Source organism: Bifidobacterium anseris, assembly GCF_002860345.1.
In the GTDB taxonomy this organism is placed as follows: Bacteria; Actinomycetota; Actinomycetes; order Actinomycetales; family Bifidobacteriaceae; genus Bifidobacterium; species Bifidobacterium anseris.
This window is the reverse complement of record NZ_NMYC01000001.1, coordinates 689,191-706,341: the sequence shown is the minus strand read 5'-3', so window position 1 is coordinate 706,341 and position 17,151 is coordinate 689,191. Positions and strand designations below refer to the sequence as shown.

Sequence of the window (17,151 nt, the reverse complement as noted above, 5' to 3'; positions counted from 1 at the left end):
TCTACTATCTATTGATATTCATTAGCCGATATTCATCAGCCGAACGGCTTCCATGGGTTGGTGTCGTCGGTGTACATCTGATTGGCGTTCGCGACCAGACAGGTGACGACGTCACCGTTGCCGAGATCCAGCCTGTACTGTCTGCGCGCCTGCTCGTAACGGTCGGGGTCTTCGGAATGCTGCGATAGATATGTTTCGTAGGAGGCGTTGTCCCGGCGGTATTCGGCAGCCGTGTACGAGGATTCGGCGGCGTGTTTACGGTGCAGGCAGTCGACGGCCGCCTCCTCGTTGTTGGAGAGCATATCCGGATTGGCTATGCTGTAGCGGTACATCTCGTCCACTGCGACATAATGGTTCGAGCATGCGTGCATATCCGCCATCAGCTTGTCGCGTTCCTCCTCGGTCAGCGTCGAGCTGTCGGTGGATTTGATCGGACTGTACAATCCGTTGGCGTACCGAGGCAGATCGGGCTTGGTGTATCCCTTGTCGACGAGGCACTGTTTGTAGTTCTCCCACGCCTGCTCGTAATCCGCTTTGCTGACGATGCCGTCATGCGCGAGCGCCCGCTGCAGCATGTCCCGCTGCTGCTGGCTCATGCGGTCCGCCTCGTCGCTTTGGTCGTCGAGCTCAAGCAACGTGTTGATGCGTTCCGTGAAGGATGAGGCCAGCTTCGCGTTGGCGCCTGCATCGGATACGTCGGATTGTGGTGCGGTCGTCGCGCCGTCCACGTCGGTCTGGTTGTGGCCGTTCGTGCATGAAGCCGTCGTGACCAATACCGCGATGGCGAGCACCGCGAGCTTCCATCCATGTGAGTTCCTCATCATCTCACCTTCTTCATGCGTTGACGTCCGATGGAGTGTGTGGGTGTCGTCCGTTATGCCTTCATGATTCCCTCATCATGGCGTGGACGTTATTGGTTGTTGTTGCGGAATGGATGCCACACACCCTCATCCGATTCGGGCGCCCATGTCTTCACGTCATGCCCATTGGTGGCGAAGCAGTATTGCACCTGACTGTCGTAAAAGTCAAAGGAATAGACCTCCTGTGACTTTTGCCAAGCTTCTTTGGGGGGATACTGTTCCGGGTTTGCCGAGTACTCCTCACCGCTTTGCTCGAATTCCTTCTTGAACTGTTGTGCGGTGTAGGAGGGATCCACCAGTTCTTTGCGTTTGAGGCAGTCCACGAAGCCTTCATCACGGTCGGCGTACAGCTGTGGATTGCCTAAGGACAATCGGTACATCTCATCCACCGACTGATACTCGCTCAATCTGCAGGCATCTGAATCATCTTGGGCCTTATGCAGGGCGTCTTCTCCTCGGTCGTCGGCGTCGGTCACTGTTGTGCTGCCGCGGATCCCGTCGGAATATATGGTGCTGGTAGGGGCCGCATAACCTTTATCGATGACGCACTGTTGGTAGTTGCTCCATGCTTGATCGTAATCAGTTCTGGACACTTTGCCGTCATGGTCAAGGGCTCTTTTGAGAATCGCTATTTGCTTCTCGGACATCGGCTGTGCCATCGTATCATTCATCGCAAGAAGATTCTGAATGCGCTCGGAAAGCGATGACGCGATTTTTGCGGAGGCCACCTCAGTGGATGAGCCAGTGGGTGCGTGTTGGGGTGATGCGTTGACGGTGCCGCAGCCGGTGAGGATAAGGAGCCCTGCTGCCAGGACCGCGCAATATAGTCGTTTGGTATTCATCGTCTGGTATCCATTACTATAAATAATTGGAATTCCGTCAGGTTGAATCGATTGATGTTCTGATTCAACCTGACGGAAATATTGATGGTATTCAAATCAGGACACTACATACCTGACGTAGTCTCCGACGGTGAGATCGGTGCCGGTCTGGACGGCGCTGCACCCCATGCCGGGGTTGCCGACGCTGGACGCCTCCGTGGAATGCCCGTCCTGCTTTGCGTAGCATTTCGTGGTATGTGACATGGAACTCAGCGTAATGTACGAGCGTTTGGCGGCGGCCGTATAGCTGCCGCGGTAGTAACCGTTCTCGATCACACCACTGCTGATCTCGGGTAGTAGGTAGCACTTGCCGCGTTGGCCACGGATGCGCAGCTGAGGGCGACGCCGGCGGCCAGCAGTGCGGACACCGTACCTTTGACGAAGGATTTCACTTTCATGACTCCTTCTCCTTTCTTTCTTTCTTCGTAGGACTTCTTCGTCCAATTGTTGTACATCGATTCCCTGCATCGATGTCGAGTACAGCATGGCATTGCATATCGGATGGCGTCAACCGACTTGCGCGTTTTGCGTATATGCGACACGCCGGGGGACCCATATGCGCAAAATGCGTAGATTGGTTGCATTGCGCGTTTATCGCCTGTATCACTGAACGATAAATACACGGAACGTAACGGCAGGGAAGCCGGTCGGAGGGGGAAGACCTATGGTTCATCAGGGAACGAAGCAGCGCAAGCGGCGTAACATGAGACATGGCGTCGCGGCATGGACGTGGGTGCTGCTCACGGCGGCCACCGTGGCCGCACTGACCGTATGCGCATGCGCGTTATGGCTGCCGGACAGGGCTCCGGTCACATTGGGCGCCGCGAGGACGCTGACGTCGGCGGGTGCCAGCGTACAGGACTACTCCGGCGCGCAACAGGTCAACGTGGTGCCCACCATCTCCGCGGACAAGGAACTGCTCGGCAATGCGTCCGGCATCGTGACGGAAAACTGGACGGATGATGAGATTCGCTCGGGCACGCGCGTCTACCAGGTCAACGACAGAGTGGTCGTGGCGCTGCATACGGACACGCCGCTGTTCCGGGATCTCAAGACCGGCGACAAGGGCGAGGACGTGCGCTCGCTCAATGACGAACTGAGCAGGTTGGGATACGATTCGGTGCCCGGTTCGGATGTGTTCAATTGGAATACCGGCAACGGTTGGAGACAGCTGATGATCGACTCGGGCAACGCCGGCACCGAGGAGCTGAGCCTCGCCGATACGATGTGGATTCCCGCAGACGTGGTCAATGTGCGCAACTGGAGCGCACAGCAGGGCGCCACGGTCAGCGCGGCGACCGCGATCGGCACGGTTCCCGGCACGTTGACGAAGCTCACGATCCGTGGCGGCCGGCCGTCGGATCAGGAACGCAGCATCACCGTGTGCGGCGTGACCTCGGCGTTGCCGGCAGGCAGCGTGGAGATCACTGACGCCGAGACACTGCGGCAGATCGCGCAGACGGAAGCCTACGCCAGCAAGACGCCGGAGGAACGTGCGGCGAGCATAGACGCCCAGGTGACGTTCGCCAACACCATCCAGGTATTACGTGTGCCGGCGGCCGCGGTGTTCGACGTCGATGGCACGGCCGCGTGCATCGCCGTGCGCAACTCCGATGACGTCTCCGCGATGCCTGTGCAGATCATCAGCAGCGAGCTCGGCGCGAGCCTCGTGCAACCGGTCAACGGGAACGTCGGCCAGATCAAGACCGTAGTGATCGGGCCGCAGCTCAACACGTTGCATTGCGAGTGATCATGCAGTTGGTTGTGGAGGATTTGGCGCATCGTTTCGCCGGCACCGATCTGTTGTTCGAACATCTGAGCTTCACTGTGCAACCTGGCAGTACCGTGGCCATATGCGGGCCGTCCGGCTGCGGCAAGTCCACGTTGCTGTCCATTCTGGCCGGGTGGGAGAAGCCGTACGCCGGCTCGGTCAGACGTGAGGAAATCACGCGCACCGGTTGGGTGTTCCAGAACCCGTATGGCGTGGCCAACCGCAGCGCGCTGGACCATGCGGTGTTCCCGTTGCTCGCCAAGGGGATGACCCGCCGACAGGCCGAACCGCAGGCGTTGGAAGCCATGGGGATGTTCGATCTTGAATACGCCGCCGACAGGCGGTTCAGTGACCTGTCCGGCGGCGAGGCGCAGCGGCTCATGCTCGCACGGGCCGTGTGCTCGCATCCGGACATGCTGCTTGTGGACGAGCCCACCGCCCAATTGGACACGCGCACCGCGCACTCGGTGAGTCATGTGCTCGGCAATCTGGCCGGACAGGGCATGATCGTGCTCGTGGCCACACATGACCCCGATACGCGGGACGCCTGCGGGCGCATCATCGATCTGGCGCACTATGCGCCACGGGAAGACGAGGAGGTGCAGCAGCCATGAAGATCCGTTCGGTGTTCTCCGAAGCCATGCGCAACATCGACTCCGGTACGGCGCACGCCGTCGTCCTGTGCCTCGCCGTGCTGCTGTGCGGCGTATTGTTCGGCGGCTATGAGGCATACGACATCATCACGATGCAGCAGGAGGTGCAGACGCGCGTGAATGCGCTGGCCGACGCCGACATGATCGCCACGGACGGCGGTGTGGACGGCGTGGCATGCGATGGGCTGCCGGAGGGTACCGCAAGCGCTGGCATGCATGCGGGCGCCGTGGATGCCGGCGCGGAGATTGCGTTGCTGTCCACGCCGGGCAAGGCGCTGCAGTCGTTCGAAGTCAGTCCGGGCATGCTCGAGCTCATCGCATCCAATGATGCGCACATCACGAAGGTGGATACCTCCGGCGTGTGGATTCCCGAAGACGTGGCACGTGACTTCGGCCTGAGTGAAGGAAGCCGTGTACAGACCAGTCAGGGCGTCATGGAAGTCGCACAGGTGTATGCGTGGCCCAATGACGGACGCGACACCCGGTTCTCATACACGTTCCTGATTCCGCGGCAGGCTTCGGGGGAGCGGTTCAACGAATGCTGGGTGAGGCAATGGCCGCATTCGCAGGAGGCGAGTGACCTGATGTACTCCACGCTGATCGCCGACGGCCGCAGCATGCAGGCGGCAGTCATCGGCGTGAACAAGGGATTCGACGCGCAATACGACCCGTACAGGACGTATGTCGCGCGCGCCACCCGATGGGTGCCGGTGCTCGCCGCGTTGTGCGGCGTGGCGATCGGCGTCTATGCCGTGCAACGCAGACGTCTGGAATATGCCGGCGCGCTGCATTCAGGCCAGTCCAAAGGCGCGCAGCTGTTGGGCATAGGGGTGGAGGCGTTCGTCTGGTCGGCGCTGGGTGCCGTGAGCGCCTGCGCGCTGATATGCGCCTACTGCGTGCGGATGGCGCCGTCCGATGCGCAGACGGTCATCCAGACCGCATGCAGGGCGCCGTTGGCGACGGCCGCCGCGGTGATCATCGCGGCCGTGGTCACCGGTCTCACGGTGCGCCAGTCGCAGCTCTTCAAACTGTTCAAGCATCGTTGACCCCCCAAAAGCATCGCTATGGGCGGCGCGTGCGTTGCTCTTATGGGCAGCGCGTGCGCCGCCCTAGTCTTACGGGTAGCAGTCGCGGAATCTTACGGGTAGCACAAGCGCATCGTTACGGGCGGCTGTCGTGAAATCCTACGGGTGGCACGGGTCGGAGGGGTCGGTGCATGCGGCGTCGACGATACCACGGGCGGCGGCGCGGAAGCGTCGCATCGCCTATCAGATGACAGGGACAATGCGCGGATGACGTACGCGAGCAATGCATGCGCGCATACGAGGTCGCGTATAAGCGGCAGTCGTTGTCGCGAATATCGGCACGTTTCCATCAGTCGATTCGTCGACATCGACAGCGGCGGACGGTGATGCGCGGACGCTACCGCTTGCGACGTCGCAGCAGCAGACGCATGAGGTCCTTCGTCGTCGGCAGATTGAGTTTGCAGCGGATCGCACGGATGTGGGTGCGCACCGTCGAAGGTTTGACGCCGAGCTGCTCGGCGATCCGCGACGGATCGTTGCCGTATTCGCTCATGAGACGGTACACGGTGCGTTCGGTCGGCGTCAGCGTGTTGAGCCGATCCTCGTCGCCCGTCGCCTCCGCGCGGGCGTCGCGCTCAAGCACGGCACGCTGCGCGGCTTCCGGGGGCAGATATCCCGGCTCGGCGCCGCCGCGCAGCAAGAGTTTGACCATCGTCAGCAACTTGCTGAGCTCCTCCTTGTGCGCGAGCCCCTGACCGCCCGCAGCGCGGAACTGCTTGTCATAGTAGGCCTTCGGGAAGCAGGTCATGCCGAGCACGGGCGTGCGTCCATTGGTTCTGCGCAGCCTCGCGCACAGCTCGGGGCCTGATTCGTTCAACAGCTGCATGTCCATCACAACGAGGTCGGCGACGTCGCATTCCTCGATGATGTTCTGCTCGGTGCCGCGCAGCTGATGGATGATCGCCTGGGGATAGGCGGATCTGATGAATCCTGCGACGCTGTCCGCGGCGCGCGGGTCGTTGTCCACGATGATGAACTGCATATCGGCCTTCCGTTAGGTGCGGCATGCGGCTGCACGTCCTGCCGCCCATAAGATCATACGATACTGAGCATGACTATAGTCGCCGTGGCGATTGTCGGCGTCGCGTGAACATCACGTGAACATCACGTGGACGATGCGTGGACGATGCGTGGGCGATGCGTGGGCGATGCGGGGACGTTGCGCGGGCGTTGCACGAATGTCGAACAGATCCCGAACAGGGACGTCGAGTGACGTTGCGCGGACGTTGCGCGGACGGTGTCGCTCGGCGCGGCGGCGACGTCGTCCACGGTCGGCGGGTCGTCATAGACTTTTGGGCGACACGGGGGCTGACGTCCGCACGATGACGCATCGTGCGGACGCCGGCTGAGAGAGGGCGTACCTCGACCGATTGAACGTGAATCCGGACAATGCCGGCGCACGGACGTCGTAGATTTCCCGTGCCTGAACATCCATGGCGATTCGTCGCCATGGCGAGACAAGAAAGGCACAAGTTATGTCTGCTTCCATCATCGAAGCGAAACCGAATATGAAATGGCGTGTCGTCGACATTGCCGTGGCTTCCGTCGTGGGCGTCGCGTCCGCGCTGATCTACTGGCTGGTCGCCTTCTTCTCCGCGGCCCCGTGGGGGTTTCTCGAGGCCGTCGTACCGGGGCTCGCCGGCATCATCAACGGATTGTGGCTGTTCGCCGGCCCTTTGGCGGCGATCATCGTGCGCAAGCCGGGTGCGGCGCTCTACGCGGAGCTCGTCGCCGGCGTGCTTGAGGCGCTCATGGGCAACATGTGGGGCGGCGTGAGCACCTTCCTCATCGCCTTCGCCCAGGGTCTGGGCGCCGAAATCGGCTTCGCGGTGTTCCTGTACCGCAAATGGAACCTCGGCACGACGGTGCTTTCGGGCGCGTTGAGCGGCGTCGGCTGCTGGGCGTACTCATTCTTCACGAACCTGCAGGCGATCGATGTTGGAAAGACGTACGGCGTCGTCTATCTGCTGGCGACCGTCGCCTCCGGTGCGCTGATTGCCGGCGTCGCGATGTGGTACCTCTACATCGCGATCGCGAAGACGGGTGCCCTCGACGATTTCGAATCGGGACGCCGGATCCGTCGAGCGAAGAAGACGGCGCTCGGCAGGTAGCGGACGTGGGCGTCGCGGGACGACGGTCGCGGTGGCGGAGGTCAGTGTACTCAGGAGAAACGGGTAGCGATCTTCGCCGTTACTGGCAGCTGTCGTGCTACGGGCAATCGTCGGCATCGGCGAATTCATCGCTACGGGTGGCAGTGTTCGACGATCGTCGCCGCTGTCGGATTCGCCGTACAGGGCCGCGAGTCGCAGCCGTCATCTGCATCCGTCGCTACGGGTGGTACATCGGAGGGTACCGCCGACGCGTACGGGTAGCGCCATGGGACACGTCGTTTTCGACTGTGGTCGACGCTTACGGGCAGTGCATCGGGGGATGTCGCCCGTAAGACCACGGAAGCGAACGATGCATGACGCGATGCGGATGTGGCGGTGCGATGCGGAAGGTGCACGTCGCCTTTCCGCAGATCCTACGGGTGGCACATCGCAGGGTGGCGCCCGTAACGGATGGTGGACGACGCGTCGGCGGGATGCTGCCCGTAGCAGTGGTGCTGCCCGTAACGGAACGCTACCCATAGCGGAAGCGCTGCCCATAACGGAGGTACTGCCCATAACGATAGGACTGCTCGTAACAGTGGTGCTACCTGTAACGGAACGCTACCGGTAGCGGTGAAAGTGACGGGCGGTTCGCCGACGGGTGCCACCGGTAACGTTAGGGGCGGCACCTGCCGGCGCAGGTCGGCGGCGAATGCGCAACGAGTTCAAGCAAAGGAAACGATTCGAGTGCCTCAGACAAACGAACACACGACCACGTCGGCGACGCGTGTGGCCGATCGCGCGAACGGAGAGGAACACGAAGTGCGCCGTGGCGGTACGCTGCGCATGCGCAAATGGGGATACCGCCACGCGTCACGCGAACGATTTGCCGTGCGCGGCCTCGACCTGACGATCGATGCGGGCGAGCATGTGCTGCTGCTCGGGGCGTCGGGAATCGGCAAATCGACGATCCTCGAAGGAGCTGCGGGACTGCTCGGCGACGAGGACGCAGCCACGCTCGCCGAACACGACGGCGACGAGCCCGTCATGGACGCGGACGGCGGCGTCACCGAAGGCGTCATCGACATCGATGGCGTCGAAGTGCACCGCGCGCGCGGCGCCGTCGGACTCGTGCTCCAGGATCCGGACGCGCAGGCGATCTTCCAGCGCATCGGCGACAACGTGGCGTTCGGTCCGGAGAACCTCGACGTGCCACGCAAAGAGATATGGGAGCGCGTCGACGCGTCGCTGAACGCAGTCGGACTCGGAGGACTGCAGCTCGACCGCTCCGTCATGCATCTGTCGGGGGGACAGATGCAGCGTCTCGCGCTCGCCGGCGCGCTTGCGATGGAACCGAAGGTGCTGCTGCTCGACGAGCCGACGGCGAACCTCGATCCCGACGGCGTCGTGCAGATCGTCGGCGCCGTACGCGACGTGCTCGAACGTACGGGATGCACGATGGTGCTCGTCGAACACCGCGCCGACCGCTGGATCGACCTCATCGACCGCGTCGTCGTGCTCGGCCTCGAAAAAAACGACGACGAACGCGCCGTCAGCCAGCAGGGATACGACGACGAGATCGCGCGCGACGGCTTTCGCAACACCGTCGTCATCGCGGACGGCACGCCGGACGAGGTCTTCGGCGACGAGACGATCGACTTCGCCGAACTCGGCATCTGGGTGCCCCAACGCTACCGGCGGCAGGGCGACGAGATCACGCGGATGCACGTCGACGGCGAGCCCGACTGCGACCCCGCGCGCGGCCGCGGCGACATCGTGCTGAGCACCGACGACCTCGGCATCGGCAGGAACGGCGACGCCATCGCCAAACACATCGGCGTGTCGTTCCGCCCCGGGCAGATCACGGCGCTCGTGGGCGCGAACGGCGCCGGCAAATCGACGTTGTCGCTCACGCTCGCGGGACTGCTCGAGCCGGTCGTCGGGCGTGTCGTGGCCGGAGCATCGCTCGCCGAAGGGACGCACGGCGCATGGCCGATCGACTGGAGTTCGACGGAGCTCGCGTCGCGCATCTCGTACGTGTTCCAGAATCCGGAGCATCAGTTCGCGTGCTCGAGCGTCCTCGATGAGGTCATGCTCGGGCCGCGACGCACCGGCATCGACGAGGAGACGGCGCGTGCGCGCGCGCAGGAGCTGCTCGCGCGTTTCCATCTCGCGCAGTACGCGGATGTGAACCCGTACACGCTTTCGGGTGGCGAGAAACGACGGCTCACCGTGGCCGCCGCGCTCGCCGCCGCGCCGAAGGTGCTCATCCTCGACGAGCCGACCTTCGGGCAGGACCGGCGCACCTGGATGCAGATCGTGCGGCTCATCCTGAGTCTGCGCGGCGACGGCGTGAGCATCATCGTCGTGACGCACGACCGCGAGCTGGTGACCGCGCTCGGCGCGAGGGTCGTCGAACTCGTCGCCGCCGAAGCGGGCGGCTGTCGCGTTACGGGCGGTGCGCGCAGTGCTGCCGGTAGCGATGTTATGGGTAGTGCTGCCGGTAGCGATGTTACGGGTGGCGGCGCTGCCGGTAGCGACAACGATGCTGCGGATGACGATGATTCGGACGACCGTGTCGTTACGGGTAGTTGTGTCGTTACGGGTAGTTGTGTCGTTACGGGTAGCGGTGTTAGGGGTGGCGCTGCCAGCGGTGCTGCTGATAACGTCGACGCGGTTACGGGTAGTCGTGTCGCGCCGAAGCGCGCCGTCGTCGGCATCGACGATGCCGATGCTGCTACGGACGGCATAGGGAGTGCCACCCGTAAGCGTGGATGTGTCGACGATGATGAACGTGCCACCCGTAAGCGTGGGCGTGTCGACGATGATGATGAAAATGTCGACGTCGTGGCGGCGTCGGCGGCGTCATCGACCTCGAAGACGACGGATGCGGCGATGCACGGCGAGCAGATCGTGCAGGTGAGCGCCGTCAACGAACGGCACGATCGCATCAAGCCGGCGAGTCGTTCGCCGTATCTGGCGTCGCTCAACCCGGTGTTCCGGCTCGGCGGCGCGTTCCTGGCGTCGCTGCCGCTTCTGCTCAGCCTCGATTGGGTCTCCGCCACCGTTGCGCTTGCGGCGGAATTCCTCGTGCTGATGATCATCGGTTTCACGCCGTGGCGGGTGATCAAATCGACATGGCCGATCTTCATTGGTGCGCCGGGATCGGCGCTCGCGGTGCTGCTGTACGGCAAGCAGGGCGGCGACGTCTGGTGGCAGTGGGGGTGGATCGCCGTCACCGACCGTTCCGCGCAGCTGGCGCTCGCTACGGCGCTGCGCATCCTCGCAATCGGCATTCCGGCGATCATCGCCGTGCTCGGCATCGACGCGACCGACCTGGCCGACGGATTCAGCGAGCTGCTCCATCTGCCCGATCGTTTCGTCTACGGCGGATTGGCGGGAATGCGGCTGTTCTCGGTGCTTCAGGATGATTGGACGGCGCTCACGGCGTCGCGGCGCTCGCGCGGACTCGGCGACGACAACAAGGTCGCTGCGTTCTTCCCTCAGGCGTTCGCGTTGCTTGTGCTGTCCATCCGCAGATCGACGACGCTGGCGACGGCGATGCAGGCGCGTGGTTTCGGCGGCGTCGCCCCGCGCAGCCACGCGCGTGTGAGCGAAGTGCATGCGCGCGATTGGTGGTTCCTTATCGGTTGCGCCGCGCTGCCGACGATCGCATTGGTGAGCGCCGCGTTCGTCGGGACGTTCTCGTTCATGGGCAACTGAGAGCTCGCCGCATGCGTCGTGTGCAGTGTGCGGCGTGGGCGAATGGAGAGGACGCGCGGTGTCGATACGGCGGCAAGCCGCGTCGACACCGCGCGTCGTTATCGGTGGTTGTCGTTATCGGTAGCGCGTGCAGTGCTACCGGTAGTTGTTGCTACCGGTAGTGCGTACGCCGTTATCGGTAGCACGTGTGGCGCCGATAACGGATGCGCTGCCCGTAGTGACTACTGCCCGTAGTGACTACTACCGGTAGTGATTACTGCCCGTAGTGATTGCCGCCCGTAATGGTTATCGACTGCGATGCGGCGAACGGCGCCCACTACCGGTAGCACACGTCGCCGGTAGCGGGCGCGGATTCAGCCTGAACACCGTGTCCGATTGCTCGGCGATCTGCGGACTGTGCGTGACGATGATGACGCAGCGGCCGTCCTTGTGTGCCAGATCGGTGAAGATTCGCATGATGTCCGCCTGCGTCGCGCCGTCAAGGTTGCCGGTGGGCTCGTCGGCAATGATGACGCGCGGGTCGTCGCTCAGCGCGCGGGCGATCGCCACGCGCTGCTGTTCGCCGCCGGACAGATGCAGGATGCGTTCGTTTGCGTATCGTTCGGGCAGATGCACCTGCTTGAGCAGATCGAGCGCGATGTCCTTTTTCGGGCGGTCGAAACGCTTACCGGAAGCATCCATCGTCAACATGATATTCTCCAGGACGGTGAGCTGCGGCAGCAGGTTGAAACTCTGGAAGATGACGCCGATGTCGCGACTGCGGTACCGGTAGCGGTCCATCGTCGCCAGATCGCGGTCGTCGAAGAGCACGGCGCCCGCGGTCGGTGTGGTCAGGCCGCTGATCAGCGACAGCAGCGTCGTCTTTCCGGCGCCCGACGGACCGACGATTGCCGTCACTTCGCCGCTGCGGAACGATGTGCTGACGTGGCTGATGACGTTCCGTCCGTTTTTCGCATAGGCGTAGCTCACGTCGTCCAGAACAAGCACCGACTTACGGGCGACGTCCTCGTCGTGCACTGTATCTGTCTGCGGCATGGGTGTCTTCGTCATGATGTGCTCCTTTGAAATCGATAGATGCCTGATTATTTGATGATTATTTGTGGTGTCTGTGTGCGGCGTGTCGTCGATGACGACGGGTGATGGCTCGTGCCTCCCGTAACGATGTGCGCGAAGTCGTCGGTCGGGCGCGCGCCGCCGATCGTACGGCGGTCACGCGCTGAGCGGCGAGGGCATAGGCGATCGCAACGACGATGGCGGCACGGCGTGTCATGAACGATCGGCCAGGATCTGCAGCGGCTCGTATCGCATGACGAACACCGCGGCGACGAATGCCGCCAGTAACGTCAGACCGAGTCCGACGAGCAGCATCCATCCGAGCGTGGCCCAATTGACGGTCGCGTTGAGTTTCGCGATCGCCTGCGACGTCCTGCCGAAGCCGTCACGCACGTCGTTGCCAAGCTGCTGCCCGTTGCTCGGGACGTCGTCGGTGCCACCCGTAGAGTTACCACCCGTAGCGTCGGTGCCGCTGCTGCCCGTAGCGTCGGCGTCCGGACGTGGACCTCCGCCGGGCTGCATGTCGCGGCCGAACTGTTCGCGCTGCTGGGCGAGCTGCGTGTGCTGCGCCTCGATCTGGGATGAAAGCAGCGCGTTCGACACCGGCACCGATGCGCCCGCGCCGACGCCCACGCCCACGGCGAGGCCGATGAGCGTCACGACGAGCAGCTCCACCGCGTATTGCGCCGCGACCTTGGCTTTGCGCACGCCGATCGCCGTGAGCACGCCGATCTCGTACTTGCGTTCGCGGATGTTGAATATCGTCATCACGACGAGTATCACGGCGCCCACCGCCAGCACCACGATGAGCAGCGTCCTCGCGAACTTCGCGAGGTTCTCTATCGGCAGCAGACTCGCTTCATATTGCTGCACGTCCTGCGAAGTGACCGTGTATTCGTCGCCGAGACCCGCAGCCTTTACGCTGCGGACGAATTCATCGTATTTGGATTTGCCGTCGAACACATAGGTATAGCTGAGCGTCGCCGCCTGCATCGCGCGCGTGTCGCCGTGCGCGTCAGTCACGTTGATCGTCTTATCGGCGGTAAGCCCGAGCTTGTCGAGCGTGGACGCGGACGTGTAGATCGCGTTCGCCGGGTCGCTCGCGTTCGACGACATCGGGCCGCCCATCGGCGCCGACGAATCGTTCGTGTTGCTGTAGATGCCCACGACTTTGAACGTGTACGTCGTGTCCTCGTTGGCGACGTTCGCGACGACGATCGAGTCGCCGACCTCGACGTCGTTCGCAGCGGCGAGCGTGTCGGAGATGATGACATCGTTATCGTCATCGGTGTCATAGCCGAAGACCTGGCCGCTGTCCATCGTGAAGGAGCCGTTCGGAGCGTTCGCGATGGCCTCGTCGCTGGAGAATCCGACGAGTGAGAAGTCGCCGACCGTCATCTGCGCGCCGCTGCCTTCCGGAGGGGTGCCCGCATCGGGCATCTGCGGCGGATTCGACTGCGCGCCGTCGTTTGCTTTGTTCGATTGCGCGTTGTTGTTCGTCTCGTCTGACTGCGTCGACTGTTTCGTGTCCGCGTTCTCCTTGATGGTGCCGCCGTTCGTGTCGACCGCTTCGATGCCATCGTTTGCAGAGGCGACGGACGCCGTCTCGATGTAATACGACGACGCGACGCCGTACGACGTCTTGGCGTATTGCTCGTAGTCGGCGAGCGTCAGCGTCTTGCCGGCGACGGCCTCGCGCATCGCGTCCATGTCCGGCTTGCCGTCGCCGGCGCCGTTTGAGCGCGACTTGTCCATCAACGAGCCGCGGTCGAGCGTGATCTGCGCACAGAGCGTCGTGTTCGCGAGCGCATCCGTGCGCGCCCGCTGTGCCGCCTGTACGATGGCGAGTCCGATGGTGGCCGCCGCGGTGACGATCGCGACGATGATGATCATGAGCGCGCTGCGCCCTTTGTTGCGGGTGATGTTCCTCAGCGCGTTGGTGATGATGAACATGGTCGTCCTTCGAAGATTCATTGGTCTGTATGGTTGGTATTGGTGGTGCCGACGGTTGCCGTACGCCGCCAGCGTAAAGTCCGAAGTTGGGGCCGGTCGTGGGAATCGCTGGAACGACGCCGAATCATCGCCGACGGTTTCCTGAAAGCCGACTGTGACTCAACTGATAACGTCGCCGACGCGGAGATCGCCGATTCGCGGATGGTCGGCGGATGTGCGCTGCCGTCGCGTTACCGGTGGTGTTTCGGTTATCGGGGTGTCTCGCGCTATGGGTGGTGTCGTGCGTTAGCGGTGGCGTCTCGGTTATCGAGAGGCGTCTTACCGTCACGTCGTTACGTTACGGGTGGCATCGCGCGCTACGGGTGGTGTCGCACATTGCCGGTGACGCTCGTGCGTTACCGGCGGCAATCGTGCGTGAGGTACTCATTCGTTACGGGTGGCTCTCGCGGGATGGCTGCGGATGCCTTACCGGTAGCAGTCGCGCATCCTCGGGGAACGGTATGGAAAGCTACGGGAAGCAGCGCAAAGACGTCGACGATTCGGCGACTTCCTGGATATCGGCGGTGACACACCCTTGAAGAACAATCTCCTGAAGAACGATCTCCGAACATGCTCGCAAGAGGGAGAGGGACATTCGTTCGTATGCGCAGACGCATTATCGTGATCGCGGCTCTCCACGAGAAAGAGAGATGACAGCTACCTGTAAAACACAGCCCATCAAGGAAGAGGACGGCCGATAGTGCGATAAGAGGGACGTGCTGCCCGTAAGGAACGCTGATGCTTCCCGTAAGATTGCGCAAGTGCTGATGCCGCGCGTAAATAGAGACCGATATCGGCAAAGGGGAACGTGCTGCCCGTAAGCAATCGTGCATGTCATGGATGACGTCTGCATAAGCATAAGAGGGGACTGCCCGTAAGCAATACCGATACCGATGCTGCCCATAGGGAATCGTGTATAGGAGAACGCTGCCCGTAAGGAGACGTACGTGGAGATGCTGCCCGTAAGGATTCGCAGGTGGAGACGGTGGTGGGAAGCCTACGGGCAGGACTGGGTATCGCGGTAGGGTGGCGGGTATGCCGATCGACAACCATGTAATCACGAACACGAAGTCAGAACGCGTGCGCAGGCTCGTCGAGCTTGCATCCCGTAAGCATAGGGAACGAAGCGGACGGTTCATCATCGAAGGGCCGCAGGCGGTGCGGGAGGCGCTCACCTGGCAGCCCGACGTCGTGCGCGACCTGTATGTCGCCGCCGACGGCGACGCCCCCGACGCGGCCTTCGCGAACGCGACCGTCGCGTCGCTCGCCGGACTCGCGATGGGCGAAGGCGTCTACGTGCACAAAGCGACCCGTAACGTCATCGACCATGTGAGCCGGGACGCGCAGGGCGTGTTCGCGGTCGGAGACCTCGAACGATGCCGCGAACGGCTGTCGACGATACCCGAAACGCCGCGCCCGTTCATCGCCGCGTTCTGGCAGGTGCGCGACCCCGGCAACGCGGGCACCGTCATCCGCAGCGCCGACGCCGCCGGCTGCGACGCCGTCGTCCTCGTCGGCGATTGCGTCGACGTGTTCAATCCGAAGGTCATCCGCGCGACGACGGGATCGCTCTTCCATCTGCCGGTGCTGCGCATGGACGAGGACGCCTTCTTCGATATGTGCGCGGCCCGTAAGGCGAGCGTCATCGCCGCCGACGTGTACGGGACGGAACAGATGCCGCCCGTAAGCCTTCCGGACCTCGTGCGGCAGGGGGATGCGCTCGACGGCGCGAAGGCGGTGCTCTTCGGCAACGAGGCGCGCGGCCTCGACGACGCGCTGCTGTCGCGCGCCGACGTCGTATGCTCGATCCCGATCTACGGCAAAGCGGAATCGCTCAATCTCGGCACGAGCGCGGCGGTCATGCTGATGACGTTGGCTATGTCGAGTCGTATTGAAAGAATGTGAAGTCGATAAAACGTTGGAATGACGCGATTTCGCGCCAGAAGACGCCTGTTGATGAAAGGTAACTCGTGGCAGGGAACACGCAATTCGATGCCGATGCGGTGCAGCAAGCCGTCGCCGAAGGCATCGCCGCAATCGAACAAGCCTCCAGCATGGAGGAACTCAAGGCCATCCGCGGCAAGTACGCCGGCGCGCAGTCGGCGATGACGCTCGCCAGCAAGGCGATCGGCTCGCTCGACAAGGATCAGAAGAAGGAGGCGGGCAAGCTCATGGGCAAGCTGCGCGCCGACTTCGGGCGCGCGTACGGCACGAAGGAGGCCGAGGTCAAGGCCGCCGAGGAGGCCGCCGAACTCGCCTCCGAAACGATTGACATGACGCTGCCCGTAAGGCGCCGCCCGCTCGGTGCGCGCCATCCGCTGCCCAAGCTCATGGAGGACATCGAGGACTTCTTCGTCGGCATGGGCTGGCAGATCTCCGATGGCCCCGAGGTCGAGACCGAATGGTTCGACTTCGACGCGCTCAACTTCGGTCCCGACCATCCGGCGCGCCAGATGCAGGACACCTTCTACGTCAAAGGCAACCAGGCGAAGGACGCCGCCGGCTTCGTCGGCTCGAACATGGTCCTGCGCACGCAGACCTCCTCCGATCAGGTGCGCGGCCTGATCAACCACGGCGTGCCGCTGTACATCGCCTGCCCGGGACGCGTATTCCGCACCGACGAGCTCGACGCGACGCACACGCCGGTCTTCCACCAGGTCGAGGCGCTCGCCGTCGACAAGGACCTGACGATGGCCGACCTCAAAGGCGTGCTCGACAAGCTCGCCGTCGCGATGTTCGGCCCCGAGGCGAAGAGCCGCCTGCGCCCGAGCTACTTCCCGTTCACCGAGCCGAGCGCCGAGATCGACCTGTGGTTCCCCGACAAGAAGGGCGGCCCCGGCTGGATCGAATGGGGCGGCTGCGGCATGGTCAACCCGAACGTGCTGCGCTCGGCCGGCATCGACCCGGACGACTACACCGGCTTCGCGTTCGGCGTCGGCGTGGAGCGCACGCTGCTGCTGCGCCACGACATCAACGACATGCACGACCTCGTCGAAGGTGACGTGCGTTTCAGCGAACAGTTTGTGATGGGGGAGTGATACCC

Annotated in this window: 13 protein-coding genes; 7 read left to right on the top strand and 6 right to left on the bottom strand. The window is 63.1% G+C overall.

Going from position 1 to position 17,151, the window contains the following annotated elements; all coding sequences use genetic code 11:
• Window positions 1-35 precede the first annotated feature (35 nt).
• The 3 genes from CGZ88_RS02990 to CGZ88_RS08825 form a co-directional block, all read right to left on the bottom strand.
• Window positions 36-821 carry a ribonuclease H family protein gene (locus CGZ88_RS02990; protein ID WP_133120880.1) on the bottom strand — a complete coding sequence of 262 codons (786 nt, stop codon included), beginning with the start codon at window positions 819-821 and terminating at the stop codon, window positions 36-38.
• A gap of 89 nt (window positions 822-910) precedes the next feature.
• Window positions 911-1,702 carry a hypothetical protein gene (locus tag CGZ88_RS02985; RefSeq protein ID WP_101671031.1) on the bottom strand — a complete coding sequence of 264 codons (792 nt, stop codon included), beginning with the start codon at window positions 1,700-1,702 and terminating at the stop codon, window positions 911-913.
• Between the two features lie 311 nt (window positions 1,703-2,013).
• A complete protein-coding gene (locus CGZ88_RS08825) occupies window positions 2,014-2,196 on the bottom strand; it encodes a hypothetical protein (protein ID WP_133120879.1) in 183 nt (60 codons plus the stop codon).
• Between the two features lie 209 nt (window positions 2,197-2,405).
• On the opposite strand from CGZ88_RS08825, the gene CGZ88_RS02975 reads away from it, so the two are divergent.
• From CGZ88_RS02975 to CGZ88_RS02960, 3 genes are read left to right on the top strand one after another with little or no spacing between them, the layout of a single operon-like run.
• Window positions 2,406-3,491 (top strand): hypothetical protein, encoded by a 1,086-nt coding sequence (locus tag CGZ88_RS02975; protein WP_243390039.1) that lies wholly within the window; start codon window positions 2,406-2,408, stop codon window positions 3,489-3,491.
• Window positions 3,492-3,493: 2 nt separating this feature from the next.
• On the top strand, window positions 3,494-4,126 hold the full coding sequence (locus CGZ88_RS02965; protein ID WP_034523286.1) for an ATP-binding cassette domain-containing protein: 633 nt from the start codon (window positions 3,494-3,496) through the stop codon (window positions 4,124-4,126).
• A complete protein-coding gene (locus CGZ88_RS02960) occupies window positions 4,123-5,211 on the top strand; it encodes a hypothetical protein (RefSeq protein ID WP_026644385.1) in 1,089 nt (362 codons plus the stop codon). The genes CGZ88_RS02965 and CGZ88_RS02960 overlap by 4 nt, the downstream gene beginning before the upstream one ends.
• Before the next feature lie 376 nt (window positions 5,212-5,587).
• Here CGZ88_RS02960 and CGZ88_RS02955 read toward each other — a convergent pair whose 3' ends face one another.
• Window positions 5,588-6,232, bottom strand: coding sequence for a LuxR C-terminal-related transcriptional regulator (locus CGZ88_RS02955; protein ID WP_026644384.1), 645 nt, complete (start codon window positions 6,230-6,232; stop codon window positions 5,588-5,590).
• Window positions 6,233-6,725: 493 nt separating this feature from the next.
• Here CGZ88_RS02955 and CGZ88_RS02950 point away from each other — a divergent pair, with 493 nt between their 5' ends.
• Both CGZ88_RS02950 and CGZ88_RS09080 read left to right on the top strand, forming a co-directional pair.
• Window positions 6,726-7,361: an ECF transporter S component gene (locus CGZ88_RS02950; RefSeq protein ID WP_026644383.1), complete on the top strand. Its 636-nt coding sequence runs from the start codon at window positions 6,726-6,728 to the stop codon at window positions 7,359-7,361.
• A gap of 825 nt (window positions 7,362-8,186) precedes the next feature.
• On the top strand, window positions 8,187-11,063 hold the full coding sequence (locus CGZ88_RS09080) for an ATP-binding cassette domain-containing protein (RefSeq protein ID WP_243390053.1): 2,877 nt from the start codon (window positions 8,187-8,189) through the stop codon (window positions 11,061-11,063).
• Between the two features lie 285 nt (window positions 11,064-11,348).
• Here the strand turns inward: CGZ88_RS09080 and CGZ88_RS02935 are convergent, their stop codons facing one another.
• Window positions 11,349-12,098, bottom strand: coding sequence for an ABC transporter ATP-binding protein (locus CGZ88_RS02935; RefSeq protein ID WP_051198397.1), 750 nt, complete (start codon window positions 12,096-12,098; stop codon window positions 11,349-11,351).
• Window positions 12,099-12,329: 231 nt separating this feature from the next.
• Window positions 12,330-14,069, bottom strand: a complete 1,740-nt coding sequence (locus tag CGZ88_RS02930; protein ID WP_101671029.1) for an ABC transporter permease — start codon at window positions 14,067-14,069, stop codon at window positions 12,330-12,332.
• A 1,074-nt stretch (window positions 14,070-15,143) separates the two neighbouring features.
• Here CGZ88_RS02930 and CGZ88_RS02925 point away from each other — a divergent pair.
• Both CGZ88_RS02925 and pheS read left to right on the top strand, forming a co-directional pair.
• Window positions 15,144-16,013, top strand: a complete 870-nt coding sequence (locus CGZ88_RS02925; protein WP_101671028.1) for a TrmH family RNA methyltransferase — start codon at window positions 15,144-15,146, stop codon at window positions 16,011-16,013.
• Window positions 16,014-16,078: 65 nt separating this feature from the next.
• Window positions 16,079-17,146: a phenylalanine--tRNA ligase subunit alpha gene (gene pheS, locus CGZ88_RS02920; RefSeq protein ID WP_026644380.1), complete on the top strand. Its 1,068-nt coding sequence runs from the start codon at window positions 16,079-16,081 to the stop codon at window positions 17,144-17,146.
• Window positions 17,147-17,151: the final 5 nt, after the last annotated feature.

Excerpts from the sequence above, each read along its gene's own strand:
- CGZ88_RS09080 (WP_243390053.1), top strand. The coding sequence starts at position 8,187 with ATGCGCAAATGGGGATACCGCCACGCGTCACGCGAACGATTTGCCGTG.
- CGZ88_RS02975 (WP_243390039.1), top strand. The coding sequence starts at position 2,406 with ATGGTTCATCAGGGAACGAAGCAGCGCAAGCGGCGTAACATGAGACAT.
- CGZ88_RS02990 (WP_133120880.1), bottom strand. The coding sequence starts at position 821 with ATGAGGAACTCACATGGATGGAAGCTCGCGGTGCTCGCCATCGCGGTA.
- CGZ88_RS02960 (WP_026644385.1), top strand. The coding sequence starts at position 4,123 with ATGAAGATCCGTTCGGTGTTCTCCGAAGCCATGCGCAACATCGACTCC.
- CGZ88_RS02925 (WP_101671028.1), top strand. The coding sequence starts at position 15,144 with ATGCCGATCGACAACCATGTAATCACGAACACGAAGTCAGAACGCGTG.
- CGZ88_RS02930 (WP_101671029.1), bottom strand. The coding sequence starts at position 14,069 with ATGTTCATCATCACCAACGCGCTGAGGAACATCACCCGCAACAAAGGG.
- CGZ88_RS02955 (WP_026644384.1), bottom strand. The coding sequence starts at position 6,232 with ATGCAGTTCATCATCGTGGACAACGACCCGCGCGCCGCGGACAGCGTC.
- CGZ88_RS02950 (WP_026644383.1), top strand. The coding sequence starts at position 6,726 with ATGTCTGCTTCCATCATCGAAGCGAAACCGAATATGAAATGGCGTGTC.
- CGZ88_RS02935 (WP_051198397.1), bottom strand. The coding sequence starts at position 12,098 with ATGCCGCAGACAGATACAGTGCACGACGAGGACGTCGCCCGTAAGTCG.
- CGZ88_RS08825 (WP_133120879.1), bottom strand. The coding sequence starts at position 2,196 with ATGTACAACAATTGGACGAAGAAGTCCTACGAAGAAAGAAAGAAAGGA.
- CGZ88_RS02985 (WP_101671031.1), bottom strand. The coding sequence starts at position 1,702 with ATGAATACCAAACGACTATATTGCGCGGTCCTGGCAGCAGGGCTCCTT.
- CGZ88_RS02965 (WP_034523286.1), top strand. The coding sequence starts at position 3,494 with ATGCAGTTGGTTGTGGAGGATTTGGCGCATCGTTTCGCCGGCACCGAT.